The organism is Leisingera sp. ANG-M7 (assembly GCF_000813965.1).
Lineage (GTDB): Bacteria > Pseudomonadota > Alphaproteobacteria > Rhodobacterales > Rhodobacteraceae > Leisingera.
In genome coordinates, this window is the sequence record NZ_JWLI01000001.1 from 459,575 (window position 1) to 484,715 (window position 25,141).

Consider the following 25,141-nt stretch of genomic DNA (forward strand, 5'->3'; position numbering starts at 1 on the left):
CGCCCCTTCCTTAGCGCACCAGGGTGCCGGTGCGGCGGATCTTGCGCTGCAACTGCATCAGGCCATACAGCAGCGCCTCAGCTGTCGGCGGGCAGCCGGGCACATAGACGTCGACCGGCACAACCCGGTCGCAGCCGCGCACCACGGAGTAGCTGTAGTGGTAATAGCCGCCGCCGTTGGCGCAGGAGCCCATCGAGATCACGTAGCGCGGCTCGGGCATCTGGTCGTAGACCTTGCGCAGGGCCGGCGCCATCTTGTTGGTGAGGGTGCCTGCGACGATCATCACGTCCGACTGGCGAGGCGATGCGCGCGGTGCGATGCCGAAGCGTTCGGCGTCATAGCGGGGCATCGAGGTGTGCATCATCTCCACCGCGCAGCAGGCCAGACCAAAGGTCATCCAGTGCAAGGAGCCGGTGCGCGCCCAGTTGATGATGTCCTCAGCCGAGGTGAGCAGGAAACCCTTGTCCTGAAGCTCAGCATTGATGGCCCGGGTGACAACTTCCTTGTCCACGCCCGCCGTGTTGGGTCCGGTCATCACTGCCATTCCAGGGCCCCTTTCTTCCACTCATAGGCAAAGCCGATGGTCAGCACGCCCAGAAACACCATCATCGACCAGAAGCCGAGGTCGCTGATGTCCTTGAAACCGACGGCCCAGGGAAACAGGAAAGCGATTTCCAGGTCGAAAATGATGAAGAGAATCGACACCAGATAAAACCGGACATCGAATTTCATGCGGGCATCGTCAAAGGCGTTGAAACCGCATTCATAGGCGCTGACCTTTTCCGGGTCCGGGTTGCGGACCGCCAAGACGACGGCTGCCAGGATAAGGACAATCCCCAAACCTGCCGCGACGGCCAGGAAGACCAGAATAGGCAGGTATTCCCTCAACATCTCTTCCAAGAGCAGCTCCTTTCCCCGGGCGGATTTCCGCGCGGCGTCAATTGGCGTGTTGATTTGGACTGTGCATACCCCCGTGCCCGGGGAGCGTCAACTAAAGCGACGTTAATCCACAGGGGTTTGGATAGAAAAAGCACTGTTGCAACACAGGGATAATTCCCAAGTGTTTTCATAAGAAAAGCGGCTGCAGTGGAAACTGCAGCCGCCGTGAAAACGTGAGTCAATTATGCCTGTTTTCAGCTTTGCCAGGCTGGTTTTCGTTTTTCAAAGAAGGCCGCAATGCCCTCGCCTGCTTCCGGCCCTTCCCAACGCTCCACAAGCGCCTTGATTGTATGGTCGATCACGCCGTCGTCCAGCCGTGGGCCCAGATCGCGGGCCAGCTTCTTGGCCGCCGCCACTGCACCGGGGGCGCAGTTGAGGTAAGGCGCGACCTCTGCCTCAATCGCCTCCGCCAGCTGGTCCGCGGGCACGGCCTTGGCCAGCAGGCCAAGCTCCACCGCCTCCTCTGCACCGAACAGACGCGCTGACATGAACACGCGGCGCGCCTTGGCTTCGCCCATGCGGGCGATCACGTAAGGCCCAATGGTGGCGGGAATCAGTCCCAGCTTGGTCTCGGTCAGGCCCATCTTCAGATGATCCGCGCCAATGGCCACGTCGCAAACCGACGCCATTCCGACACCGCCGCCGAATGCGTTGCCCTGCACCGCACCGATCAAGGGCTTCGGCAGGGTGTTAAGCGCCATCAGCATTTCCGCCAGCACCCGCGCCTCGCGCGCGCGGGTTTCGGCATCCGCATCCATCTGCGCCCGCATCCAGCCCAGATCGCCGCCTGCGCAAAAGCTTTTGCCGGCACCAGTCAGCACCACCACCCGGATGGTCTCGTCCTCAGCCAGCTGTTTCGCCGCCTGGGTCAGCTCCTGCAGCATCAGGCCGGACATGGCGTTGTGCTTTTCGGCCCGGTTCAGGGTCAGGGTGCAGACGCCGCGGGCGTCGGTGTTCAGGGTGATTGTCTCGAACATCTTGTGTCTCCGCTCAAATCTTATTGCAGGCCGCGCATGGCCCGGGCCAGCGCCGCGGCTTCTTCCAGCACCTCCGCATCCAGGCCGGTGTCATAGCCCAGCTCGGTCAGGCGCTTGTGCACAGCTTCGGTTGCCACATTGCCCGCCGCCCCCGGTGCATACGGACAGCCGCCGAGACCGCCAACGGCCGCATCGAACACCCGCACGCCCTGCGCCAGCGAGGCCTCGATATTGTCGAGCGCCCGGCCCGCGGTGTCGTGGTAGTGGCCCGCCAGCTGAGCCGCGGGCACCCGCGCGGTGACAGCCTTGAGCATCGCAGTGATCGCCTCCGGGGTGCCCTGCCCGATGGTGTCGCCAAGCGAGATCTCGTAACAGCCGAGCGAGAACAGCCGTTCGGCCACCTCCGCCACCTTCCCGGGCGGCGTGGCTCCGTCAAAAGGGCAGTCGGTCACGCAGGAGACATAGCCACGGACTGGCAAGCCGATCTCCCTAGCGGCCTCAAGAATGGGCAGGAAACGGGTGATACTTTCCTCGATGGTGGCATTGATGTTGGCCTTGGAAAACCCTTCGGAAGCGGACGCAAACACCGCGATCTCATCCGCTTTGGCGGCTACCGCATCCTCATAGCCGCGCATGTTAGGTGTCAGGGCGGCATAGCGCACGCCGGGCGCGCGGGTGATGCCCGCCAGCACCTCCGCGCTGCCCGCCATCTGCGGCACCCATTTGGGCGATACGAAGCTGGCGACCTCGATGCGCTTGAACCCGGCGCGGCTGAGGCAATCAGTCAGCGCCACCTTTTCCGCAACCGGAATCTCGCGCTTTTCATTCTGCAGCCCGTCGCGCGGGCCAACCTCGAAGATTTCGGCAAATTCGCCCATAGAATGCCCTCCGGCTTCATCTTTCCAAAAATACTCAAACCGCAGCGGGGGCGGCAGGCGCGCCGCCCCGGACCCGGGTCAGCCGTCTTCTTCTTCCAGCCGCACCAGCGCCGCGCCGGCCTCAACCTGGGCGCCGGCAGCGGCCAGAACCTCGGCCACCACGCCGTCGCGGGCCGCCAGCAGCGAGTGCTCCATCTTCATCGCTTCCAGAATGGCAAGCCGGTCGCCCTCTTTCACCGCCTGGCCTGCTTCGGCAAAGACCGCCTTCACGAGGCCCGGCATCGGCGCCTCGATCACATTGCTGTCGCCGCCCGCGGCCGCATCGCGGTCCAGCGGGTCAACCGCGGTGAACTCCAGACCGTAGGCATCATGCACGGTGATCAGGTTTCCCGACTGCGACACCGCGGGCATCCGGCGCTCATCAATGCGCCACTGGCCCTGGCTGCGTTCGGCCACGACAGCTTCGCCATCAATGGTCCAAAGCTGCCGGTCCGGCCCGTCCACCTGCACATCCGCCGTAAACTCCTCGCCCGCATGGGAAAGGGCAACGGCCCGGTGCAAGGGCGCCCAGAGGGTGAAGCCGGTGTCCGGTGCGGCCTCCACCAGGTCCAGCGCCACCATACCGGCCGCCGCCTTGTGGCGCAGCTCCACCACCGGCGCTGCGGTCAGCGCGTCCAGATCGCGGGCAATCAGGCCGGTATCCACGTCGCCATTGGCAAACCCCTCATGCGCCGCCAGTGCGCCAAGGAAGGCCAGGTTGGTGACAGTACCGCCGACTTGCGTTTCCTCCAGCGCGCGGGCCAGCCGCGACAGCGCCACCTTGCGGGTGGAGCCGTGCACGATCACCTTGGAGATCATCGGGTCGTACCAGGGGCTGATTGTGTCCCCTGCCCGCACACCGCTGTCGGCGCGGGCCTCTGCCGGGAAGGACAGATGGGTCAGCGTACCGGTTGCGGGCAGGAAGCCCTTCGGCACGTCCTCAGCATAAAGCCGCGCCTCAAAAGCATGGCCGGTGATGGTGAGGTCTTCCTGCTTGGCAGGCAGGCTCTCGCCGGAGGCAACGCGCAGCTGCCACTCGACCAGATCAACGCCAGTGATCAGTTCCGTGACCGGATGCTCCACTTGCAGGCGGGTGTTCATTTCCATGAACCAGAACCCGTCCGGGCGCAGCCCGTCAGAACCGTCGACGATGAACTCCACGGTGCCTGCGCCCTTGTAGCCGATCGCCTCAGCCGCACGCACGCCGGCCTCGCCCATCGCTGCGCGCATTTCCGCAGTCATCCCCGGTGCCGGCGCTTCCTCGATCACCTTCTGATGACGGCGCTGCAGGGAGCAGTCGCGTTCAAACAGATGCACCGCATGAGCCCCGTCGCCGAAAACCTGCACCTCGATATGGCGGGGCTGCTGAATGTACTTCTCGATCAGCACATCCGGGTTGCCAAAGGCGGTGGTTGCCTCGCCCTGCGCGCTTTTCAGCGCCTCGGCGAATTCGGCGGGCGCCTCAACCAGCCGCATCCCCTTGCCGCCGCCGCCGGCCACCGCTTTGATCAGAACCGGATAGCCGATTTTCTCCGCTTCGCCGGCCAGGAACTCCGGGTCCTGATTGGTGCCGTGATAGCCCGGCACCACCGGCACGCCGGCCTCTTCCATCAGCGCCTTGGCGGCGTCCTTGAGACCCATCTTACGGATCGCATCCGCCGACGGCCCGATAAAGGTGAGGCCCGCGGCCTCCACTGCCTCGACGAATTTCGGGTTTTCCGACAGGAAGCCATAGCCCGGGTGGATCGCCTGGGCGCCGGTTTCCTTGGCAACGCGGATGATTTCGTCGCCCTTCAGATAGCTGTCCGCCGGGGCCGGGCCGCCAATGTGCACGGCCTCATCCGCCAGCGCCACATGTTTCGAAGCCGCATCGGCGTCGGAGTAAACGGCCACTGTCCGCACCCCCATGGCACGGGCGGTTTCCATCACGCGGCAGGCAATCTCTCCGCGGTTGGCAATCAGGATTTTGTCAAACATGGGAGATCCTCACATCCGGAAGACGCCGAAGCGCGTGTCTTCGATCGGGGCATTCAACGCGGCGCTGAGCGACAGGGCCAGCACGTCGCGGGATTTGCGCGGGTCGATGATGCCGTCATCCCAGAGCCGCGCGGAGGCATAGAGCGGGTGGCTCTGCTCCTCGAACATGTCGATGGTGGGACGTTTGAACTCCACTTCTTCCTCAGCGCTCCAGCTGCCGCCTTGGCGTTCGATAGCGTCGCGTTTCACGGTCGCCAGCACGCCCGCCGCCTGCTCGCCACCCATCACCGAGATGCGGGAGTTCGGCCAGGTCCACAGGAAACGCGGGGAATAGGCGCGGCCCGACATGCCGTAGTTGCCCGCACCAAAGGAACCGCCGACCAGCATGGTCACCTTCGGAACATTGGTGGTCGCCACCGCCGTCACCATCTTGGCGCCGTGGCGGGCGATACCCTCATTTTCATATTTCCGGCCGACCATGAAGCCGGTGATGTTCTGCAGGAACACCAGCGGGATCTTGCGCTGGCTGCACAGCTCCACGAAATGCGCGCCTTTCTGGGCGGCTTCTGAGAACAGCACGCCATTGTTGGCGATGATCCCGATCGGGCAGCCCTTGAGGTGGGCAAAGCCCGTGACCAGCGTCTCGCCAAAGCGCGGCTTGAACTCGTCAAAGCGGGAGCCGTCGACCAGCCGCGCAATCACCTCGCGGATATCATAAGGCGTGCGCAGGTCGCCCGGAACCACGCCGAGGATTTCCTCGGGGTCGTAAGCCGGTTCTTCCGGGCTGGCCCAGTTCACCGTCAGCGGCTTGGTGATATTCAGCGACTGCACCGCACGCCGCGCCAGCGCCAGCGCATGGGCGTCATCCTCGGCCAGGTAATCCGCCACACCGGAGAGGCGCGTGTGCACATCCCCGCCGCCCAGGTCCTCAGCGCTGACCACCTCGCCCGTTGCGGCCTTCACCAGCGGCGGGCCGGCCAGGAAGATGGTGCCCTGCTCCTTCACGATGATGGTGACGTCCGACATCGCCGGCACATAGGCGCCGCCCGCGGTGCAGGAGCCCATGACGACCGCGATCTGCGGGATGCCCTTGGCCGACATCCGGGCCTGGTTGTAGAAGATGCGCCCGAAGTGGTCGCGGTCGGGGAAGACCTCATCCTGGTTGGGCAGGTTGGCGCCGCCGGAGTCGACCAAATAGATGCAGGGGAGACGGTTTTCCTCAGCGATTTCCTGCGCGCGCAGGTGTTTCTTGACCGTCATCGGGTAATAGGTGCCGCCCTTCACGGTGGCGTCGTTGCAGACCACCATGACCTCTTGGCCATGCACCCGTCCGATACCCGCGATCACGCCAGCCGAAGGTGCGGCGCCATCATACATGGCATGCGCCGCGGTGGCGCCAATCTCCAGGAACGGAGAGCCAGGATCAAGCAGGTTCGCCACCCGGCGGCGCGGCAGCATCTTGCCGCGGCTTTCGTGCCGGGCACGGGATTTCTCGCCGCCGCCCATGCGCGCGGCCTCTGCCGCCTCGCTGATCTGCGCAAGCGCGTCCAGATGCGCCTCGCGGTTCTGCTTGAAGCCTTCCGAAGAGGGCATCGCCTTGGATGTGAGTTTCATGTCCACTCTCCCGTTATAGGGTTGAGATCTTTAAATCCGGTTGGGGCAGCGTACGCCGGGTATGCAACACCTTGGTTCATTCGGCATCCTCCGCCGCCCGCATCTTCAATTCCTTGCGGATCACCTTGCCAGTCACGGTCATCGGCAGCGCGTCCAGGAACGCGACCTCGCGCGGGTAGGAATAGTGTGCGAGGCGGTCTTTGACGTAGTCCTGCAGTTCTTTCTCCTTGGCCTCTGCTCCGGCTTTCAGCACCACATAGGCCTTCACGATTTCGGTGCGCAGCGGGTCGGGCTTGCCGACCACGCCCACCGTCGCGACGGACGGATGGGTCAGCAGGCAGTCTTCGATCTCCGCCGGGCCGATGCGGTAGCCGCCGGAGGTGATCACGTCATCCTCGCGGCCGACAAACCGCAGGTAATCATCCTCCCAGGTGCCGCGATCGCCGGTCACCAGCCAGTCACCACGGAACTTCGCGGCGGTCTCTTCGGGCCGGTTCCAGTATTCCAGCAGCATAGAGGCCGAGCCGCGGCGGATGGCGACATCGCCCTCGCCCTGCGTGGGGTTGCCCGCTTCGTCAATCACCCCCAGTCCGTGCCCCGGCACCACCTTGCCGATGCAGCCCGGACGAGGCTCGAAATCGGCGGCACAGGAGGAGGCCACCATGTTGCATTCGGTCTGGCCGTAGAACTCGTTGATGGTCACCCCCAGCTGACGCCGGCCCCAGGCGAGCATCTCCGCGCCCAGGGGCTCTCCGCCGCTGGCAACAGAACGCAGGCCGTGGAGCCCCTGCCCGGCTGCCTTGAGCATCCGCAGCGCGGTTGGCGGGAAGAAAATGTTGCGGACACCGGCCTTGGCGATCAGTTCCGCGCAGGCTTCGGGCGAGAACTTGTCCAGCCGCGCCGCAACCACCGGCACGCCCAGCGCCAGACCCGGCATCAGCACGTCGAAAAGACCGCCGATCCAGGCCCAGTCCGCAGGGGTCCAGAGCACATCGCCGGGCTGGCCGAGGTGGTCGTGGCTGATGGAGACACCCGGCAGATGGCCGGTCAGCACCCGGTGTCCGTGCAGCGCGCCTTTGGGGCTGCCGGTGGTGCCGGAAGTGTAGATCAGCACCGCCGGGGTTTCCGGGGTGGTGTCGGCGAAAGGCACCGGGCCGCCGTCAATCCCGGCTGTGTCGGCCATCACGGCCTCGGCCAGATCCCCCAGCAGATCCGCGCCCTCGGCATCGGTGAAAACAAACCGCACGCCCGCGTCGCCGGCGCGCGAGGCCAGCGCATCGTGTTTGAACAGCTTGAACAGTGGCACCGAAATGCCGCCAGCCTTCCACACCGCCAGATGCGCAGCGGCGCACCAGGGCGATTGGCTGAGAAGCACGCCCACGCGGTCGCCCGGCTGGATGCGGGTGAGCAGATAGCGCGCCAGCCCGTCTGTCATTGCCGCCAGTTCGCCATAAGTAATGTCCCGGCGCGCGGGGCCGGTCATGTCAATCAGTGCCAGCGCATCGGCTGGCTGCGCCAGGCATTGCGCCGCCATGCTGAGATGCTCTGGCAAGTCCCAGCTGCCATCTGCGCGAAACCCCGGAATGTTACGCTCAACATGCATATTTAGGCATTCCTGAAACGCATAGCGGCTATGCGGCATTTTGCTGTGTTTTCAACAGGTAGCACCGGACAGTTTTGACTCAGATCAGAGTTTTCGGCCGCCTGCGGGTGCATCACTGTCGGGTAAACACAAGAAAAGGGACGCACCCCATGAAACGCATGGTTTCCGCGCTTGCGCTGACCTCCGCCCTGGCCGCAATGGCCGCCCCCGCCTTGGCTCAGGAGCAAGGCGATTGGACCGTCGGCGTTGGTATCGCCAACGTGAATCCAAAGTCCGGCAACGGCACCCTGGCCGGCGCGCTGGCTGACATTGATGACGGCACCGCGCTGTCGCTGACCGTTGAGTACTTCTTCCGTGACAACTGGGGCGTCGAACTGCTGGCGGCCTCGCCGTTTGAGCACGATATCAACCTGAACGGCGCCTACGCGGCGTCTGCCAAGCAGCTGCCGCCGACCCTGTCGGTCAACTACCACTTCCCCACCCAAGGTGTGATCAAGCCGTTCCTCGGCCTTGGCCTGAACTACACCACCTTCTTTGAGGAAGAGACCGCGCTTGGCACGCTCAAGCTGGACGACAGCTTTGGCATCGCGGTGAACGCGGGTGCCGACTACCAGATCTCCGACAATGGCGCGCTGCGGTTCAACGTCCGCTGGATGGACATCGACTCCGACGCGACCCTGAACGGCGCCAGCATCGGTACCGCAGAGATCGATCCGGTTGTCGTGAACTTCGCTTACGTGCACCGCTTCTGATCCTTGGTGATCCGGTAAAGGTCTGGCGGCTTGCCTCGTGCCGCCGGGTCTGTTTCAGACCCCGCGCGTCCCAACGGATGCTCGGGGTTTTACATTTACATGGTGCCCATCAGCTCACGGCCGATCAGCATCCGGCGGATTTCGCTGGTGCCCGCGCCGATCTCCATCAGCTTGGCATCGCGGAAGATGCGGCCCACCGGGTTATCGGACAGGTAGCCCGCACCGCCGAAGGCCTGCACCGCCTGATGCGCCTGTGTCATCGCGACCTCAGAAGCATATAGGCAGCAGGCGGCTGCGTCCTGACGGGTAACCGTGCCCTTGTCGCAGGACTTTGCGACCTCATAGACATAAGCCCGCGCGGTGTTCATCGCGGTGTACATGTCGGCGATCTTGGCCTGCATCAGCTGGAAGTTCCCGATCGGCTGGCCGAACTGCTTGCGTTCCGCCATGTAGGGCATCATCTCGTCCATGCAGGACGCCATGATACCGGTGCCGATACCTGCCAGCACCACGCGTTCGTAATCGAGGCCGGACATCAGCACGCGCACGCCCTTGCCCTCTTCGCCCAGGATGTTTTCGAACGGGACTTCCACGTCCTCAAACACCAGTTCAGCGGTGTTGGAGCCGCGCATGCCCAGCTTGTCGAAGTGCTTGGAGGTAGAGAAGCCCTTGAATTCCTTTTCGATCAGGAAGGCTGTGATGCCCTTGGAGCCGGCTTCCGGATCGGTCTTGGCGTAGACCACCAGTGTATCGGCATCGGGGCCGTTGGTGATCCAGTACTTATTGCCGTTCAGGCGGAAGTGATCATTGCGCTTTTCCGCGCGCAGGCTCATCGACACCACGTCGGAACCGGCACCCGCCTCGGACATCGCCAGCGCACCCACATGCTCGCCGGACAGCAGCCGCGGCAGGTATTTCGCCTTCTGCTCAGCGTTACCGTTCAGCTTGATCTGGTTGACGCAGAGGTTGGAATGCGCGCCATAGGACAGCGACACAGAGGCGCTTGCGCGGGCGATTTCCTCAATCGCGACAGTATGGGCCAGATAGGACATGCCGGCACCGCCGAACTCCTCCGGCACCGTGATGCCCAAGAGACCCAGCTCACCCATCTCCTGCCACAGCTCCGCCGGGAACTCGTTCTTCTGGTCGATCTCCTGCGCCATCGGCTTGACACGTTCCTGCGCCCAGCGGTGAACCACATCGCGCAGCGCGTTCACGTCCTCACCAAGATCGAAAGTCATGCTTGCGTTGAACATCCCGCAGATCCTCCAGGCCAGAGCTGATTATATGAACAGTTGTTCAATTCAATAGAGGAGCCTTCGATTCGGGTCAATGGCGGTCCAGCAGCCACGAACGCAGCGTCCAAGCCGCATGACCGCCCGAAACCAGAAGACTCCGTTTTCCGGCACAGAAAACGGAACGAAAAACACGTGTTTTCCGGGCCGGAATTCTCGTAGAATTCCGGTTGGCAGTTCGGCCGGCAGGGATCTTTCCCCGCTTGCGGGCGTTAAGAGACAGACGCGGAAAACCGTGCCTGCCTGTAATCCAGAGGAGTTTCAAATGACACGAGCAACCCCCGCCCTGACTGCCGCATTTTGCCTGCTGAGCCTGCCCGCCTCTGCTGAAGAGGTTGGCGAGATCGGCGTTGATTGGGTGGGCAACGACATCATCATCGAAGCCATCGCGGACCCCAAGGTCGAAGGCGTAACCTGCCATATCGCCTATTTCGAGCGCGGGTTTATCGACCGGCTGTCCAAGGGCAACTGGTTCGAAGATCCCTCGAATGCCTCAATCGCCTGCCGCCAGACCGGCCCCATTACTTTGGGCGACATCGACCGCGGCCGCGACGGCGAGGATGTGTTCCGCGCGTCGCGCTCCATCATCCTGAAGTCACTGCGCGTGAAACGGATCTTCGACGAGGCCAACCAGACTCTGATCTATGCGGCCCACGCGGCGGAGCTGACTGACGGGTCGGCCAAAGTTTCGATCTCGACGGTGCCGCTCTATCAGGCCGACTGATAGACGGCGGAGACCTCGGCGCGGATGATGCGGGCGATCTGCGCGCAGTCTTCCAGGCTGAAGGTCAACGGCACCCGCATGTCGATGATGCCCGCCAGAATGCGGTCGCTTTGCGGCAGCCGCGGGGTGTCCGCATAGCGCCAGCTGTCGTAGCGGGAGGTGAACGCCACCGGTTCCGGCGTGCCGAACCACTTCAGCTCCACCCCGCGTGCGGCACAGCGGCGGACCGCTACCTGCACCGCCTCTTCGGACCAGTCCATTAGCAGGAACTGGATCGAGGAGCCAACATAGACCTCCCGGGCGGGACGCTCCACTACCGTCAGGCCCGGCGTGCCGCGCAGCCCCTCCTCCACCGCACGGTAGCGGTCGTTCCAGCGCTGCACCTGGGTGTCCAGGTCACGCAGCTGCGGCCGCAGGATAGCGGCGCGCAGATTGTCCATCCGGCCGGAGATGTTGGGGGTCTCGTATTTCACCCGTTCAAACACCTCAGGTCCCGGCACAGCCAAGTGGCGGCCATAGAGCATGTAGGAGCCGGACATCATGATGGCGCGGGCGGCGATTTCTTCGTCATCGGTGATGAGCAGCCCGCCCTCGCCGGAATTCACATGCTTGTAGGTCTGGCAAGAGTAGCAGCCGACCGCTCCATGTTTGCCCGACAGCACCCCGTTCCAGGTGGCGCCCATGGTGTGGGCGCAATCCTCGATCACTGTGACGCCAGCGGCATCACAGATTTCCATCAGCCGGTCCATGTCGCACAGATGCCCGCGCATGTGCGACAGCATCAGCACCTTGGCCTGACCCGCCTTGGCCGCCAGATCGTCCAGATCAATGGTCAGACTTTCCGTCACTTCGACAAACACCGGCTCCGCCCCGACAGAGGCAATCGATCCCGGCACCGGCGCCAGGGTGAAGGCATTTGTCAGCACCTTGTCACCGGGCTTCACCCCGACAGCGCGCAGTGACGTCGCGAGCGCATACCCACCTGATGCCACGGCCAGGCAGTACTTCGCACCCATCTGCGCCGCGAACTCCTGCTCCAGCAGCGCGGTTTCGCCCTCTTCGCCCGCAGCGACGTTGTAGCGGTGCAGACGCCCGCTGCGAAGCACCGCCAGTGCGGCCTCGATGGCGTCTTCGGGGATGGGTTCCTGCTGGGTGAATGACCCGGAAAATGTCTCGCTCATGCGGCGTTTGTGAGCCGCGGGCGGCCAGCGGTCAAGGGGGAAGCAGGACAGACGATTTTCCCGAAACTGAGTTGCGGGATCACGCAATCAGCCGGTCTGCGACCTCCAGAAGGTCCTCAAACCGGTCGAGCAGCGCCTCCGGCTTCAGCGCGGCCATGTTATCGCCGGAGGGGCCGAAGGTCACCAGTACCGACGGCACGCCCGCATTGGCCGAAGTGTTGCGGTCGGTGTCACTGTCCCCCACCAGCAGGGTCCGGGCCGGGTCGCCGCCCGCACGGCGGGCAGCCTCGAACAACGGCTCGGGATCGGGCTTGCGTACCGGCAAAGTGTCGGCGCCAACCAGCGAGGCAAAGGCATCGCGCACGCCGAGGCTGCGCATCAGCTTATCCGCCAGCCCCTCAGGCTTGTTAGTGCAGATGCCGACACCGAAACCTGCGGTTTTCAGGGTTTCCACAGCCTCCATCGCTCCGGGATACAGCACGGTGTGGTGGTCGATGGCGTCACGGTAAGCTTCCAGCAGCACCGGATAGAACTCATCAACGGTGGCCTGATCAAACCGGCCCGCCCGTTTGAGACCGGTCGCCAGCATGTTCCGGCCGCCGCGCAGGGCAACAGCTGCGTCCTCCGGCCGGTCTAGCACGTCACCCAGGCCCATCTGCCGGAAGCAGGCATTGGCCGCGGCCAGCAGATCACCCGAGGTATCCGCCAGCGTGCCGTCAAGATCGAAGATTACCGTTCGCATGTCCTGCCCTTTCGGCACTTTTCCGCCGCCGCATGTTGCAGGCCGCAATCTTGTTTGATGGCGCTATCCCTTGCGCCCCGCCTGTTAGCGGATAAAACGGGAGCGCTAAAAAGACAAAGAGAAAAGCGATTATGAGCATTGCCCTTGTCATCCTGGCGGCCGGAAAAGGCACGCGGATGAACTCCGACCTCCCCAAAGTGCTGCACCCGATTGCCCAGGCGCCGATGCTGGAGCACGCGATGGCCGCGGGCCGCACGCTGGCGCCGGAGCGCACCATCATCGTGGCAGGCCACGGGGCGGATAAGGTCCGCAAGGCAGTCTCTGATATCTACGAAGAAGCCGAAGTTGTCCTGCAAGAGGAGCAGCTGGGCACCGCCCATGCGGTTGACCAGGCCCGCGCCGCGCTGGACGGGTTCGCGGGCGATGTGGTTGTGCTTTATGGCGACACGCCCTTTGTCAGCGCTGAGACGCTGGAACGCATGGTCGAAGCCCGCCAGCGTGCCGACCTCGTGGTGCTGGGGTTCGAAGCTGCCGATCCGGGCCGCTATGGCCGCCTGGTGATGCAGGGCGACAGCTTGGAGAAGATTGTCGAATTCAAGGACGCCACTGAGGCGGAGCGCGCTATTGCCTTCTGCAACTCCGGCCTGATGGCGGGCAAGGCCAGCGCGATGTTTGATCTGATCGCCAAGGTCGGCAATGAAAACGCATCGGGCGAATACTACCTGACCGACCTGGTGGAGCTGGCGCGGCGCGAGGGTCTCAACGTGACCGCCGTGTCCTGCGATGAGGCGGAAACGCTGGGCGTCAATTCCCGCGCCGAACTGGCGCAGGCGGATGCGCTGTTCCAGGCCCGCGCCCGGGCAGACCTGATGGAGCTGGGCGTCACCCTGATGGCACCTGAAACCGTCTATTTCGCCTTTGACACCTTCATCGGCCGCGACACCGTGATCGAGCCGAACGTGGTCTTTGGGCCCGGTGTAACGGTGGAAAGCGGCGCGCTAATCCGCGCGTTCTCGCATTTGGAGGGCTGCCATGTCAGCCGCGGTGCCAAAGTCGGGCCGTATGCCCGCCTGCGCCCCGGCGCGGAGCTAGCTGAAAACACCCACATCGGCAACTTTGTCGAGATCAAGAACGCCGAGATTGCCGAAGGCGCCAAGGTCAACCACCTCAGCTACATCGGCGATGCCTCTGTCGGCGAAGCGACAAATATTGGCGCAGGCACGATTACCTGCAACTATGACGGGGTGATGAAGCACCGCACCGAAATCGGCGCCCGCGCCTTTATCGGGTCCAACACCATGCTGGTGGCGCCGGTCCGCGTCGGCAACGAGGCGATGACCGCAACCGGCGCGGTGGTGACCAAAAACGTGGAAGACGGCGACCTGGCCATTGCCCGCGCCGAACAGAGCAACAAACCGGGCCGCGCGCGCAAGCTGATGGATATGCTGCGCGCCAAGAAGGCCCGCCTGCAGAAGGGAGCCAAGTGATGTGCGGAATTGTCGGCGTACTGGGCAATCACGAGGCCGCCCCGATCCTGGTCGAGGCACTGAAGCGGCTGGAATACCGCGGTTATGACAGCGCAGGCATTGCCACGGTGAATGACGGCGCCCTGCGCCGCCGCCGCGCCGTGGGCAAGCTGGTGAACCTCTCTGACCTTCTGGTGCATGAGCCGCTGGCCGGCAAGGCCGGCATCGGCCACACCCGCTGGGCCACCCATGGCGCGCCGTCGGTCAGCAACGCCCACCCCCACCGCGCCGGTTCCGTCGCAGTGGTGCACAACGGCATTATCGAAAACTACAAGGAACTGCGCGCAGAGCTGTTGAACTGCGGCATGGAGTTCCGCACCGAGACCGATACCGAAACCGTCGCGCTGATGACGGAGCGGTATCTGAAAGAGGGTCACTCCCCCGTTGATGCCGCTTTCAAGACGCTGGACCAGCTGGAGGGCGCCTTTGCCCTGGCCTTCCTGTTTGACGGCGAGGAAGACCTGATCATCGCCGCCCGCAAAGGCTCTCCGCTGGCGATCGGCCATGGCGACGGCGAGATGTTCGTGGGTTCCGACGCAATTGCCCTGGCGCCGCTGACCGACCGGATCACCTATCTGGAAGAAGGCGACCGCGCGGTTGTCACCCGCGCCGGTGCCGAGATCCGCGGCGCAAACGGCGAGCTGGTGAACCGCGAAACAAAGACCATCCAAATTGACTCCACCCAAGTCGACAAGGGCGGCCACAAGCATTTCATGGCCAAGGAAATCGCCGAGCAGCCGCATGTGATTGCCGAGGCGATCCGTCATTACCTGCCGGTTGAGGAAAACGCCGTGCGCCTGCCCGGCGAGGTGGATTTTTCGCAAGTCGAACGCTTAACGATGGTCGCCTGCGGCACGGCATACTACGCTTGTTTGACCGCCAAATACTGGTTCGAGCAGATTGCGCGCCTGCCGGTCGAGGTCGATATCGCCTCCGAATTCCGCTACCGCGAGCCGCCGGTCCCGGGCAAAACGCTGGCGTTGTTCGTGTCGCAATCGGGCGAGACTGCCGACACCCTGGCAGCGCTGCGCTACTGCCAGGAAAAGGCGGACAAGATCCTGTCGGTCGTGAACGTCCCTGAAAGCTCCATTGCACGGGAAAGCGATCTAGCACTGCCGATCTTTGCCGGGCCGGAAATCGGCGTGGCCTCTACCAAAGCGTTCACCTGCCAACTGACCGTGCTGCTGGCGCTGGCGCTCAAGGCCGCCTGCGACCGCGGGCACCTTTCGCCTGAGGAAAAGGCCGAATACGCCACTGCGATCCGCGGTCTGCCCAATGTGCTGTCCTCCGCGCTGGAGCAGAACGAGGCAATCCGCCTGGCGGCGCAGAAGGTCAGCGAAGCCCGTGACGTCTTGTTCCTGGGCCGCGGCCTGATGTTCCCGCTGGCGCTGGAAGGCGCCTTGAAGCTGAAGGAAATCAGCTACATCCACGCCGAAGCTTATGCCTCCGGCGAGCTGAAGCACGGCCCCATTGCCCTCATCGACAAGAACATGCCGGTGGTGGTGCTGACGCCCAAGGACTCGCTGTTCGACAAGTCAGTTTCCAACATGCAGGAAGTGCTGGCGCGCAAGGGCAAGGTGCTGATGATCTCCGACCAGGATGGCATTGATGAGGCCGGCGACGACGTCTGGTGCGCGATCCGGATGCCGCAGGTCAAGGAAGCGCTGTCACCGATCCTCTATGCCATTCCGGCGCAGCTCTTGGCCTATCACACGGCGGTTGCCAAAGGCACCGACGTGGACCAGCCGCGCAACCTGGCGAAATCGGTGACGGTGGAGTGAGCGATGGCCAAGCAGTTCCCGCAGATAGAAGAGGCGCACCGCAAATTCATTGAAGATCAGCACATGTTCTTCACCGGATCCGCCGGGCCGGAGGGCCGTGTTAACATCTCCCCCAAGGGGATGGACTCGCTGCGGGTGATGGGGCCGGACCGGATCGTCTGGATGAACCTGACCGGCAGCGGCAATGAAACCGCGGGCCACCTCAGGGAGGTGAACCGGATGACCCTGATGTGGTGCTCCTTCACCACCCGCCCGATGATCCTGCGCGCCTATGGCACTGCAAAGGTTCTGCATGCCGGGGACAACGGCTGGGAAGCACTCGCCGCCCTGTTTCCTGCCCACCGCAGCGCCCGGCAGATTTTTGATGTTTCGGTCGACATGGTGCAGACCTCTTGCGGCTATGCGGTGCCCTTCATGGAATACCAGTCCGAACGCGACACAATGCAGAAGTGGGTCGACGGAAAATCGGACGCGGATATCCGCGCCTATTGGGAAGAGAAAAACCAGACCACCATCGACGGCAAGCCGACCGGCGTGCCGGTGTGACGGTCGCGGTCAAGGAAACACATGATTGATCCCTATCTTGATGCGCTCAAAGCCCAGGCTGAACCCGGCCGGGCAGAGCAAATGGCGGCCTATCACAAGCAAGCCCGCGAAGTGCTGGGGGTGCCCAACCCGGCCACCAATGAGCTGACCAAATCCTGGCGTCATGCCTTGAGCGTGGCGGAGCGCGTGGATCTGGCCCGCGCCCTGTGGGACTCCGATATCTTCGAGGCCCGTATTGCAGCAGGCAAGCTGCTGACCCAGGCCCGGATCAAGGAGGATCAGCCAGTCTGGGAGCTCTTGCAATCCTGGGTGCCGCAGTTTGACAGCTGGGCGATTGCCGATCACGCTTGCTCTGCCATTTCAAAGCGGCTGCTGGCGGACCCGGCGCGTCTGGATGCGGTGGAAGGCTGGAGCCAATCGGACCACATGTGGACCCGCCGCGCGGCGCTGGTCGCCACCCTGCCCTGGGCCAAGATGAACAATCTGAAGCCCGCTGATCAGCAAGCCCGCGAACGCATCCTGGGATGGGCCGCAGTTTATGTGCCCGACCGCGACTGGTTCATCCAAAAGGCCGTCGCCTGGTGGCTACGCGACCTCAGCAAACACGATGCAGACCGCACCCGCGCATTCCTGGCGGAACATGGGCAAAACATGAAGGGGTTTGCCCGCAAGGAAGCGGCGAAGTACCTGAAAGACGCTTAGACCAGCAAAAGATCCGTCCCGGCCTGAGCCGGTCAGCGCCCGCCCCGCCTAAGCAGGCGGGCGCTATTGCCGTTTCAAAAGGGCAGTTCAGCCCGCGGGGGGCAGCACCTGCAGCTCGGCCAGTTCCGTCAGCGGCAGGCCCAGCGCCCGCATCGCGCCGATCGACAGACGGCTGCCGCCGGATGCCTCGCCCGGGATGGGCTTCAGCGTCACCACCACCTGGGTGTTTCGGTTGGAACGGATCAGCGCCTGCTGTTCGGCCGCCACCAGCGGTGTTTCCATCCACAACCCCGGCAGTGACGGATCGCCCAGCGAGGCCACTGTGGTGGCGGAGCCGAGGAAGGAAGGCGCGGAAGGCGACGTTGGCGCCAGCGGCTCCGCCGTGGCCGCATCAACGCCAGGAGCGGGCTGCAGAACCGGGTCCTGTGGCGCGGTGGCTGATTGTCCGCCGCCGCCGTTCAGAATGGAGGAATTCAGCTGGATCCCGTTACAGGCCGCCAGCAGGGAAATCGAAGCAAGGGAAATGACTGTCATACGCATGAGGCGACCCTAGCCAGCTGCGAAACTCTTTGCCAGTCACAAATGCGGTCCCCCCTTGCCGCGGGCGGTGCCCCGCTTTACCTAGGAGGCATGACGGCACCCCTTATCGATCCCTTCGCCCGCGCAATCACGTACCTGCGTGTCTCGGTCACCGACCGCTGCGATTTCCGCTGCGTTTACTGCATGTCGGAAAACATGACCTTTCTGCCCAAGAAGGATCTGCTGACGCTGGAGGAACTGGACCGGCTCTGCTCCACCTTCATCCGGCTGGGCGTCGAGAAGCTGCGGATCACTGGCGGAGAGCCGCTGGTGCGGCGCGGCATCATGACTTTTTTCCAGTCGATGAGCCGCCATCTGGAAACCGGGGCCTTGAAAGAACTGACGCTGACCACAAATGGCTCGCAGCTGGTGAAATACGCTGATGAGCTTTATGCCGCCGGGGTGCGCCGGGTGAACATCTCGCTCGACACGCTGGACGAACAGAAGTTTGCCGATGTCACCCGCTGGGGCCGCTTGCCGCAGGTGATGAAGGGCATTGATGCGGCGCAGAAGGCGGGCCTCAAGGTCAAGATCAACGCGGTGGCGCTCAAGGGTTTCAACGAAGAAGAACTGCCCCGGATCACGGCCTGGTGCGCCGAACGAGGCCTAGACCTTACCTGGATCGAAGTGATGCCGATGGGCGAGGATATCGGCGCCATGGAGCGCATCGGCCAGTACTGGTCGCTGAAGGATGTCCGCAAGGAATACGAAAACCACTACACCGTGACTGATCTGGCAGAGCGCACCGGCGGCCCGGCCCGCTATGTGCGGCTGGAGGAAACCGGCCAGAAGATTGGCTTTATCACCCCGCTGTCGCACAATTTCTGCGAAAGCTGCAACCGGGTGCGGGTGACCTGCACCGGCGAGATCTACACCTGCCTCGGCCAGGAAGGCAAAGCTGACCTGCGGGCGCCCCTGCGCGCTAATGAGGAAGGCGCCGGCGTGCTGGAGGCCGCAATCCGCGCCGCGATCGGCGACAAGCCCCGCGGCCATGATTTCGACTACTCCCGGCAGGAGGCCGGCGGCCAGATGTCCCGCCACATGAGCCACACCGGCGGCTGATCATGGCCCAGACTGCTCCAGCGCAACGGACGCTGCTCTATTCCCTGTATTGCGGTGTCAGCACGCTGATCGCCCCCCTGGCCTGGCGCAAGGTTGCCGGCAAGCTGCGCGATTACGGCCTGCCGGAAGAACGGGTGCGTGAACGCCTCGGCCACGCCTCCCTGCCCCGCCCCGCCGGGCAGCTGATCTGGTTCCATGCCGCCTCGGTTGGCGAAAGCCTGTCAGTGCTGACGCTGATTGCCCGTATGGGCGAACAGGCGCCGGACGCAGAGTTCCTGATCACCTCCGGCACGCCCACCTCGGCTGAGCTGATCGCCAAACGGATGCCGCCGCGCTGCCGCCACCAGTTCCCGCCTCTGGACACCGCCGCCGCCGTCGACCGTTTTCTGGCTCATTGGAAACCCGATCTGGCGGTGTTTGTCGAAAGCGAGCTGTGGCCGCAAATGCTGGTGCGCGCCCGCAAAACCGGCTGCCCGCTGGTGCTTCTGAATGCACGGCTGTCAGACAAGTCGGTGGCGGGCTGGACAAAACGTCCTGATACCGCCCGCTTCATCCTCGATCAGTTCGCGCTTCTGGTCACCCAGAACCAGAAGACCGCCGCCAACCTGCAAACGATGGGCGCCGCACCGGACCGCATCCGTCCCGGAAGCAATCTCAAGGCCGTCTCCGCGCCCTTGCCGGTCGATCAGGACACCCTAGACAAGGTACGCGGCAATATCGGCGAGCGCGCCGTCTGGGTCGCATCCTCCACACATGAGGGAGAGGAGGAAACCGTGCTGGAGGCCCACAAGACGCTGCTGAAAAAGCACCCGGACCTCTTCCTGCTGCTCGCTCCGCGGCACCCGGAACGCGGCGACGCGGTTGAAAAGCTCGTCAAGGACACGGGCCTCAGCTGCGCACGGCGCAGCAAGGGCGTGATGCCCGGCACCCAAACGCAGGTCTATCTGGCCGACACGCTCGGCGAGGTCGGCACCTGGTATGCGCTGTGCCCGCTGGTGTTCCTGGGCGGTTCCCTGCGTGAAATCGGCGGACACAACCCGTTTGAGCCAATGCAGGCAGGCGCCGCGGTGATCACCGGCACAGGACACTACAATTTCGCCGAGACCTATGCCGAACTGTCCGCCCTAGGTGCCGCGGCAGAGGTCCGCTCCGCTGCGGAGCTGGCAGATCAGGTTGCCAAGTGGCTGGAGCAGCCGGACGCCTTCCTCGCCGCCCGCGATGCCGCCGGGGCTTTCATCTCGCGGCAGTCGGATCAACTGGACAAGACGGTGGACGCCCTGCTGGCGCTGCTGCCTGATAGGAGACCCTGATGGCACTGGTTGACGCCAACGAGATCGAAGTCATCGCACCGAATTTCAAGCGCCGTCTGTCCGGCGTCACCTCCACCATCGTGCGACTGGTGCCGTTGCAGCGCCAGCAGATCGCCATTGCCACCGCAGGCAGCGGCCTGCCGGGGGACATGCCGCACCTTTCGGCTGCACAGCTTATCCTGATGAACCGCAACGGCCCCGCAGGCGCCCGCGTCTGGCACGCCCGCCGCAATGTGGAAATGCTGGGCGGGCTGGCACTGAAATACCTCCTGGGCAAGCGGCTGAAGCTGTTGTTCACCTCCGCTTCGCAGCGGCATCACTCCGGCTATACCAAGTGGCTTATCTCGCAGATGGACCGGGTGATTGCCACCTCGGCCAAGGGCGCTGCCTACTTGGAGAAGCCCGCGCAGGTGGTGCACCACGGGATCAACACCGACGAGTTCACGCCGCCCGCCGACAAGGAGGCGCTGCGGCGGGAGCTGGGCCTGCCCGAAGACGCCATCCTGATCGGCTGCTATGGCCGGATCCGGGCGCAGAAAGGCACCGACATCTTTGTCGACGCCATGCTGGAGGTGCTGAAAGCACACCCCAATGCGGTGGGCCTGGTTATGGGCCGCGCGACGGAAAAACACGTGGCGTTCGAAAAAGAACTGCGCGCCAAGGTCGAGGCTGCCGGCCTGTCGGAACGGCTGCTGTTCCCGCCAGAGGTACCTGTTTGGGAGGTGTCCCGCTGGTACCAGGCGCTGGACCTCTACGTTGCTCCTCAGCGCTGGGAGGGGTTCGGCCTCACCCCGCTCGAAGCGATGTCCTGCGGCGTGCCGGCCGTGGCCACCCGTGTCGGTGCCTTCGAGGAGTTGATCGCGCCGCATGAGACTGGCCTGCTTATCGACCCGGGCGAAACCGCACAGATGGTGGAGGCAATCAACGAAGTCCTGTCCACCGATGGCCGGCTGGCCGAGTGGTCCGCGGCGGCCCGCAAACACGCCATGACCAATTTCGCGCTGGGGAAAGAGGCCGAAACCCTGGTCGCCATATACCGCGAACTGCTGGAGCACTGACCCCAGCGCCGCAGCGCAACCTGATCCCTCTTCATCTGGCCGGAAATATCCTCGGGGGTGAATTGAGCCGCAGGCTCAAGAGGGGGCAGACGGCCCCCTCCTCCGTCTCAGATCAGGCCGCAGGCATCCGCTGCTCGACGATCTCCGCCCACCAGCTGCAGCCCGCAGGGATCGCGTCGTCGTTGAAGTTGTACTCCGGGTGATGCACCATCGCGGTGTCGCCGTTGCCCATCAGGATATAGGCGCCGGGGCGCTCCTCCAGCATAAAGGCAAAGTCTTCGCCGCCCATCACCAGCGGCGCATCCCCGCAGGAGCCGGACACGCTGGCCGCCACCTTTGCGGCGAACTCGGTCTGTTCCTCGTGGTTCACCATCACCGGATAGCCGCGGTGATAGGTGATGTCCGCAGTGCCGCCAAAGGTGGCGGCGATACCGGTGCACACCTCGTTGATCCGCTTCTCAGCCAGATCGCGCATGTCCTTTGACATCGTTCGCACGGTGCCCTTGATCTGCACCTTCTGCGGGATCACGTTGAACGCCTTGGAAGAGGTCTCAAACGAGGTCACGGAAACAACAATCTGATGCACCGGGTCGGCATTGCGCGAGGCAATGGTCTGCAGCGCCAGCACGGCTTGCGCGGCCAGAACGGTGGTGTCGATGGTCTCATGCGGCTTGGCGGCATGGCCGCCGCGGCCCTCAAATGTGATGTCGAACTGGTCGGTGGCGGCAAAGAAGGAACCGGGGCGGATGGCAAAAGAGCCGAGCGGCTGGCCCGGCCAGTTGTGCAGGCCGTAAACCTCCTGCACACCCCAGCGGTCCATCAGCCCGTCGTCACACATTACCTTGGCGCCGCCGCCGCCCTCTTCGGCGGGCTGGAAAATCACTACCACGGTACCGTCGAAATTGCGGGTTTCCGACAGGTACTTGGCGGCGCCCAGCAGCATCGCGGTGTGTCCGTCATGGCCGCAGGCATGCATCGCGCCGGGGGTCTTGGAAGCATAATCCAGCCCGGTCTGCTCATGGATCGGCAGCGCGTCCATGTCGGCACGCAGGCCAATCACTTTGCCGGATGTGTCCGCCTTGCCCTTGATCACGCCAACCACGCCGGTGCGGCCAATGCCGGTCACCACTTCGTCGCAGCCGAACTCCTGCAGTTTCTCTGCCACCAGCGCGCTGGTGCGGTGGGTTTCGAACAGGATTTCCGGATTTTCGTGGATGTCACGGCGCCAGGCGGTAATTTCATCCTGCAGTTCGGCAAAGCGGTTCTTGACCGGCATTTCTCACTCCTTTGGTTGTCTTTCCCCCGCAGCCTCAGGCCGCGGGCATTCTTCGTTCCACCAGCTCGGCAAACCAGCTGCATCCCAGCGGGATCGCCTCGTCGTCAAAGAAATAGGCCGGGTGGTGGCACATCTGGGTGTCGCCGTTGCCGAGGAAAATATAGGCGCCAGGGCGCTGCTCCAGCATGTAGGAGAAATCCTCGGACGGCATGATCGGCGGGGTCTCGGCATCGACCTTGGCAGAGACCGCCTGCGCCGCCTCAATCGCATGGGTAGTGCCGCTTTCGTCATTGATTGTAACGGGATAGCCCGGAACCCATTCGACCTCCGCCGTGGCGCCGAAGGCCGCCGCCGTGCTCTCAGCCACCCGGCGCACCCAGCCCTCGGCCTGGGTACGGTACTCGGGGTCCAAAGTGCGCACGGTCCCTTGCAGCTTGGCAGTATGGGCAATCACGTTCGACGCCGTGCTGTCGGTTTCAAAGGTGCCGACGGTCAGCACCACGCGTTTGATCGGGTCCACGTTGCGCGAGACGATCGAATGCAGCGAGACCACGATCTGCGAGGCCACCAGCGTCGTATCAATCGCCTCATGCGGTGCAGCGGCGTGGCCGCCCTTGCCGGTGACGGTGATGATGAACTCGTCCGAGGACGCCATCAGCGGACCCGGGCGGATGGCAAATTCGCCCACCGGAAGGCCCGGCATATTGTGCAGGCCATAGACCTCCTGAATGCCCCAGCGGTCCATCAGCCCGTCGTCGCACATCGCCTTGCCTCCAGCGCCGCCTTCCTCGGCCGGCTGGAAGATCAGCACAGCTTTGCCGTCGAAATTCCGTGTCTCTGCAAGGTATTTAGCCGCACCCAGCAGCATCGAGGTATGGCCGTCGTGGCCGCAGGCGTGCATCACGCCAGGCGTCTTAGAGGCGTAGTCCACGCCTGAGGCCTCGGGGATCGGCAGCGCGTCCATGTCAGCACGCAGGCCGATGGCGCGGCCGGAGGCATTGGTCTTGCCTTCGATCACCGCAACCACGCCGGTCTGGCCGACGCCGGTGGTGATATCGGTGATACCGAATTCCTTGAGCCGCTCCACCACAAAGGCAGCGGTTTCATGCACCTCGTACATCAGTTCGGGGTTCTCGTGCAGGTGATGGCGCCAGGCTGTGATCTCCTGGTGCATCTCGGCAAAGCGGTTCTTGGCCGGCATTTTCCCCTCCCTTTTTCTGTTTCAGGTTCCGTTGCGGCAAACTGTCCGCGAAAAAACTTAGCTTCGCAAGTATCCAGCCCCGCCGGGACGCGGCGGAACATGCCGGAAGCGGGGGTGCCATGCGTGCACCCCTTGTGCACCATCTGTGCACCCCCTGATACACTTGCAGCACCAATCTGAGCACGAAACGCGCCGTTTCAAGGCAGCGGGAAGTAGCCGCGCAGTTTCTCCACCAGCTTGCGCATGAAGTCATGGCCCGCGTCGAACTGGGCGACCGTGATGTACTCATTGGGCTGATGCGCCTGCGCGATGTCGCCGGGACCGCAGATCACTGCAGAGTAACCAGCCTTCTGGAACTGGCCTGCCTCGGTGCCGTAGCTGACCACATGGGAGCCGTTGTCGCCGGTTACCCGGCGCACCAGCGCCTCGGCCTCGCCGTTTTGTTCCGGCACCAGCCCGGGCACGTCGAAGTGCTTGGACACATCAATGCGGGCCTCCGGATGGATGGCCTGCATCTCCGCCTCGACCTCGCGTATCTTTTGCAGGTAGGCAGCCTCCCAATCGCCCGCGTTCTCCCCCGGCACCACCCTGAAATCCATCAGGAAGCGGCAGTCCTTGGCGGTGATGTTATGGGCGGTGCCGCCCTCGATCATGCCGACATGGCAGGTTGTCCAGGGCGGGGTGAACATCGCCTGCACCTCGCCGGGCTCCTTGGCCATGTTTTCGGCATTTTTCTGGTTGGCCCAGTCGATCAGTTTCGCGCCCTGCATAATGGCGCTGACGCCGGTGTGCATGAGCGAGGAATGCACCTCAAAGCCTACCAGATGGGTGTCATAGCCGGTGCCGCCCTTGTGGCCGGTGACCGCCTGCATCATCGAGGGCTCGCCCACGATCACCGCGGAGCCCTTGGGCAGTACGGCCTGCATGGCTTCGATCATCGGAGGGGCGCCGGTGCAGCCGATCTCCTCGTCAAAACTCAGCGCCAGTTGCAGCGGCCGTGTGACACCCTGGGTATGCGCCTCCACCAGCGCCCAAATCGCCAGCGCGTCAAAACCCTTCATGTCGCAGGTGCCGCGGCCGAAGTATTTGCCGTCCTTTTCCACTACCGTAAACGGATCGGTGTCCCAGGGCTGGCCGTCTACCGGCACCACATCGGTATGGCCGGACAGCACAACCGCGCCCTCTTCCCACGGACCGGCATGGGCAAAGACGGCGGCCTTGTGAGGCTGATCCGGGTCTGTCCAGCGGTGGCTTTCGATGCCGTGGGAGGACAGATATCCCTGCACCCAGTCGACAAGCGGCAGATTGGTGTCCCGGCTCACGGTCGGGAAGGAGACCAGGCGTTCCATGATCTCCAGCGGGGTCAGTTTTGCGGCCAT

Annotated in this window: 23 protein-coding genes; 9 read left to right on the forward strand and 14 right to left on the reverse strand. The window is 63.8% G+C overall.

What is annotated here, in order from left to right; translation table 11 throughout:
- Positions 1 to 10: 10 nt before the first annotated feature.
- The 7 genes from RA26_RS02365 to RA26_RS02395 all read right to left on the reverse strand — a co-directional run bounded on the left by RA26_RS02365 (position 11) and on the right by RA26_RS02395 (position 8,027).
- Complete coding sequence (locus RA26_RS02365; RefSeq protein ID WP_019295997.1) at positions 11 to 544, reverse strand: NuoB/complex I 20 kDa subunit family protein; 534 nt, start codon at positions 542 to 544, stop codon at positions 11 to 13.
- Positions 535 to 900 (reverse strand): NADH-quinone oxidoreductase subunit A, encoded by a 366-nt coding sequence (locus RA26_RS02370; protein ID WP_019295998.1) that lies wholly within the window; start codon positions 898 to 900, stop codon positions 535 to 537. The genes RA26_RS02365 and RA26_RS02370 overlap by 10 nt, the downstream gene beginning before the upstream one ends.
- Positions 901 to 1,133: 233 nt before the next feature.
- On the reverse strand, positions 1,134 to 1,916 hold the full coding sequence (locus RA26_RS02375; RefSeq protein WP_039179190.1) for a crotonase/enoyl-CoA hydratase family protein: 783 nt from the start codon (positions 1,914 to 1,916) through the stop codon (positions 1,134 to 1,136).
- Positions 1,917 to 1,936: 20 nt separating this feature from the next.
- Positions 1,937 to 2,794, reverse strand: coding sequence for a hydroxymethylglutaryl-CoA lyase (locus RA26_RS02380; protein WP_039179192.1), 858 nt, complete (start codon positions 2,792 to 2,794; stop codon positions 1,937 to 1,939).
- 78 nt (positions 2,795 to 2,872) lie between these two features.
- Positions 2,873 to 4,810 carry an acetyl/propionyl/methylcrotonyl-CoA carboxylase subunit alpha gene (locus RA26_RS02385; RefSeq protein ID WP_039179195.1) on the reverse strand — a complete coding sequence of 646 codons (1,938 nt, stop codon included), beginning with the start codon at positions 4,808 to 4,810 and terminating at the stop codon, positions 2,873 to 2,875.
- A 9-nt stretch (positions 4,811 to 4,819) separates the two neighbouring features.
- On the reverse strand, positions 4,820 to 6,424 hold the full coding sequence (locus RA26_RS02390; RefSeq protein ID WP_039179198.1) for a carboxyl transferase domain-containing protein: 1,605 nt from the start codon (positions 6,422 to 6,424) through the stop codon (positions 4,820 to 4,822).
- Between the two features lie 76 nt (positions 6,425 to 6,500).
- Positions 6,501 to 8,027 carry an AMP-binding protein gene (locus RA26_RS02395; protein ID WP_039179981.1) on the reverse strand — a complete coding sequence of 509 codons (1,527 nt, stop codon included), beginning with the start codon at positions 8,025 to 8,027 and terminating at the stop codon, positions 6,501 to 6,503.
- Between the two features lie 149 nt (positions 8,028 to 8,176).
- Here RA26_RS02395 and RA26_RS02400 point away from each other — a divergent pair, with 149 nt between their 5' ends.
- The gene (locus tag RA26_RS02400; RefSeq protein WP_039179201.1) at positions 8,177 to 8,779 is read left to right on the forward strand and encodes an OmpW/AlkL family protein; all 603 of its coding nucleotides are present in this window, start codon (positions 8,177 to 8,179) and stop codon (positions 8,777 to 8,779) included.
- Between the two features lie 95 nt (positions 8,780 to 8,874).
- Here RA26_RS02400 and RA26_RS02405 read toward each other — a convergent pair whose 3' ends face one another.
- Positions 8,875 to 10,035, reverse strand: coding sequence for an isovaleryl-CoA dehydrogenase (locus RA26_RS02405; RefSeq protein WP_039179203.1), 1,161 nt, complete (start codon positions 10,033 to 10,035; stop codon positions 8,875 to 8,877).
- 304 nt (positions 10,036 to 10,339) lie between these two features.
- Between RA26_RS02405 and RA26_RS02410 the strand changes: the two genes are divergently transcribed.
- Complete coding sequence (locus RA26_RS02410) at positions 10,340 to 10,798, forward strand: CreA family protein (RefSeq protein WP_052272284.1); 459 nt, start codon at positions 10,340 to 10,342, stop codon at positions 10,796 to 10,798.
- Here RA26_RS02410 and RA26_RS02415 read toward each other — a convergent pair.
- On the reverse strand, positions 10,786 to 11,979 hold the full coding sequence (locus RA26_RS02415) for a DegT/DnrJ/EryC1/StrS family aminotransferase (RefSeq protein ID WP_039179206.1): 1,194 nt from the start codon (positions 11,977 to 11,979) through the stop codon (positions 10,786 to 10,788). The two genes, RA26_RS02410 and RA26_RS02415, sit on opposite strands and share 13 nt — an antisense overlap.
- Positions 11,980 to 12,058: 79 nt before the next feature.
- Complete coding sequence (locus RA26_RS02420) at positions 12,059 to 12,721, reverse strand: HAD-IA family hydrolase (protein WP_039179208.1); 663 nt, start codon at positions 12,719 to 12,721, stop codon at positions 12,059 to 12,061.
- Positions 12,722 to 12,852: 131 nt separating this feature from the next.
- On the opposite strand from RA26_RS02420, the gene glmU reads away from it, so the two are divergent.
- From glmU to RA26_RS02440, 4 genes are read left to right on the forward strand one after another with little or no spacing between them, the layout of a single operon-like run.
- Positions 12,853 to 14,208: a bifunctional UDP-N-acetylglucosamine diphosphorylase/glucosamine-1-phosphate N-acetyltransferase GlmU gene (gene glmU / locus RA26_RS02425; RefSeq protein ID WP_039179212.1), complete on the forward strand. Its 1,356-nt coding sequence runs from the start codon at positions 12,853 to 12,855 to the stop codon at positions 14,206 to 14,208.
- Positions 14,208 to 16,028 carry a glutamine--fructose-6-phosphate transaminase (isomerizing) gene (gene glmS, locus RA26_RS02430; protein WP_039179214.1) on the forward strand — a complete coding sequence of 607 codons (1,821 nt, stop codon included), beginning with the start codon at positions 14,208 to 14,210 and terminating at the stop codon, positions 16,026 to 16,028. Before glmU ends, glmS begins: the two co-directional genes overlap by 1 nt.
- Before the next feature lie 3 nt (positions 16,029 to 16,031).
- Positions 16,032 to 16,574: a pyridoxamine 5'-phosphate oxidase family protein gene (locus RA26_RS02435; protein WP_039179216.1), complete on the forward strand. Its 543-nt coding sequence runs from the start codon at positions 16,032 to 16,034 to the stop codon at positions 16,572 to 16,574.
- Positions 16,575 to 16,595: 21 nt separating this feature from the next.
- The gene (locus RA26_RS02440; RefSeq protein ID WP_039179220.1) at positions 16,596 to 17,276 is read left to right on the forward strand and encodes a DNA alkylation repair protein; all 681 of its coding nucleotides are present in this window, start codon (positions 16,596 to 16,598) and stop codon (positions 17,274 to 17,276) included.
- 87 nt (positions 17,277 to 17,363) lie between these two features.
- Here RA26_RS02440 and RA26_RS02445 read toward each other — a convergent pair whose 3' ends face one another.
- Entirely contained in the window at positions 17,364 to 17,816 is a 453-nt protein-coding gene (locus RA26_RS02445; RefSeq protein ID WP_039179224.1) for a hypothetical protein, read from the reverse strand.
- 90 nt (positions 17,817 to 17,906) lie between these two features.
- On the opposite strand from RA26_RS02445, the gene moaA reads away from it, so the two are divergent.
- The 3 genes from moaA to RA26_RS02460 are packed head-to-tail and all read left to right on the forward strand — an operon-like array spanning position 17,907 to position 21,285.
- The gene (gene moaA / locus RA26_RS02450; RefSeq protein ID WP_039179227.1) at positions 17,907 to 18,917 is read left to right on the forward strand and encodes a GTP 3',8-cyclase MoaA; all 1,011 of its coding nucleotides are present in this window, start codon (positions 17,907 to 17,909) and stop codon (positions 18,915 to 18,917) included.
- A gap of 2 nt (positions 18,918 to 18,919) precedes the next feature.
- On the forward strand, positions 18,920 to 20,227 hold the full coding sequence (locus RA26_RS02455) for a 3-deoxy-D-manno-octulosonic acid transferase (protein ID WP_039179230.1): 1,308 nt from the start codon (positions 18,920 to 18,922) through the stop codon (positions 20,225 to 20,227).
- On the forward strand, positions 20,227 to 21,285 hold the full coding sequence (locus RA26_RS02460) for a glycosyltransferase family 4 protein (protein WP_039179232.1): 1,059 nt from the start codon (positions 20,227 to 20,229) through the stop codon (positions 21,283 to 21,285). The genes RA26_RS02455 and RA26_RS02460 overlap by 1 nt, the downstream gene beginning before the upstream one ends.
- 112 nt (positions 21,286 to 21,397) lie before the next feature.
- On the opposite strand, the gene RA26_RS02465 is transcribed toward RA26_RS02460, so the two are convergent.
- From RA26_RS02465 to argE, 3 genes are all read right to left on the reverse strand, one after another.
- On the reverse strand, positions 21,398 to 22,561 hold the full coding sequence (locus RA26_RS02465; protein WP_039179235.1) for a M20 aminoacylase family protein: 1,164 nt from the start codon (positions 22,559 to 22,561) through the stop codon (positions 21,398 to 21,400).
- Positions 22,562 to 22,595: 34 nt separating this feature from the next.
- Entirely contained in the window at positions 22,596 to 23,762 is a 1,167-nt protein-coding gene (locus RA26_RS02470) for a M20 aminoacylase family protein (RefSeq protein ID WP_039179238.1), read from the reverse strand.
- Between the two features lie 197 nt (positions 23,763 to 23,959).
- Positions 23,960 to 25,141, reverse strand: coding sequence for an acetylornithine deacetylase (gene argE, locus RA26_RS02475; RefSeq protein ID WP_039179240.1), 1,182 nt, complete (start codon positions 25,139 to 25,141; stop codon positions 23,960 to 23,962).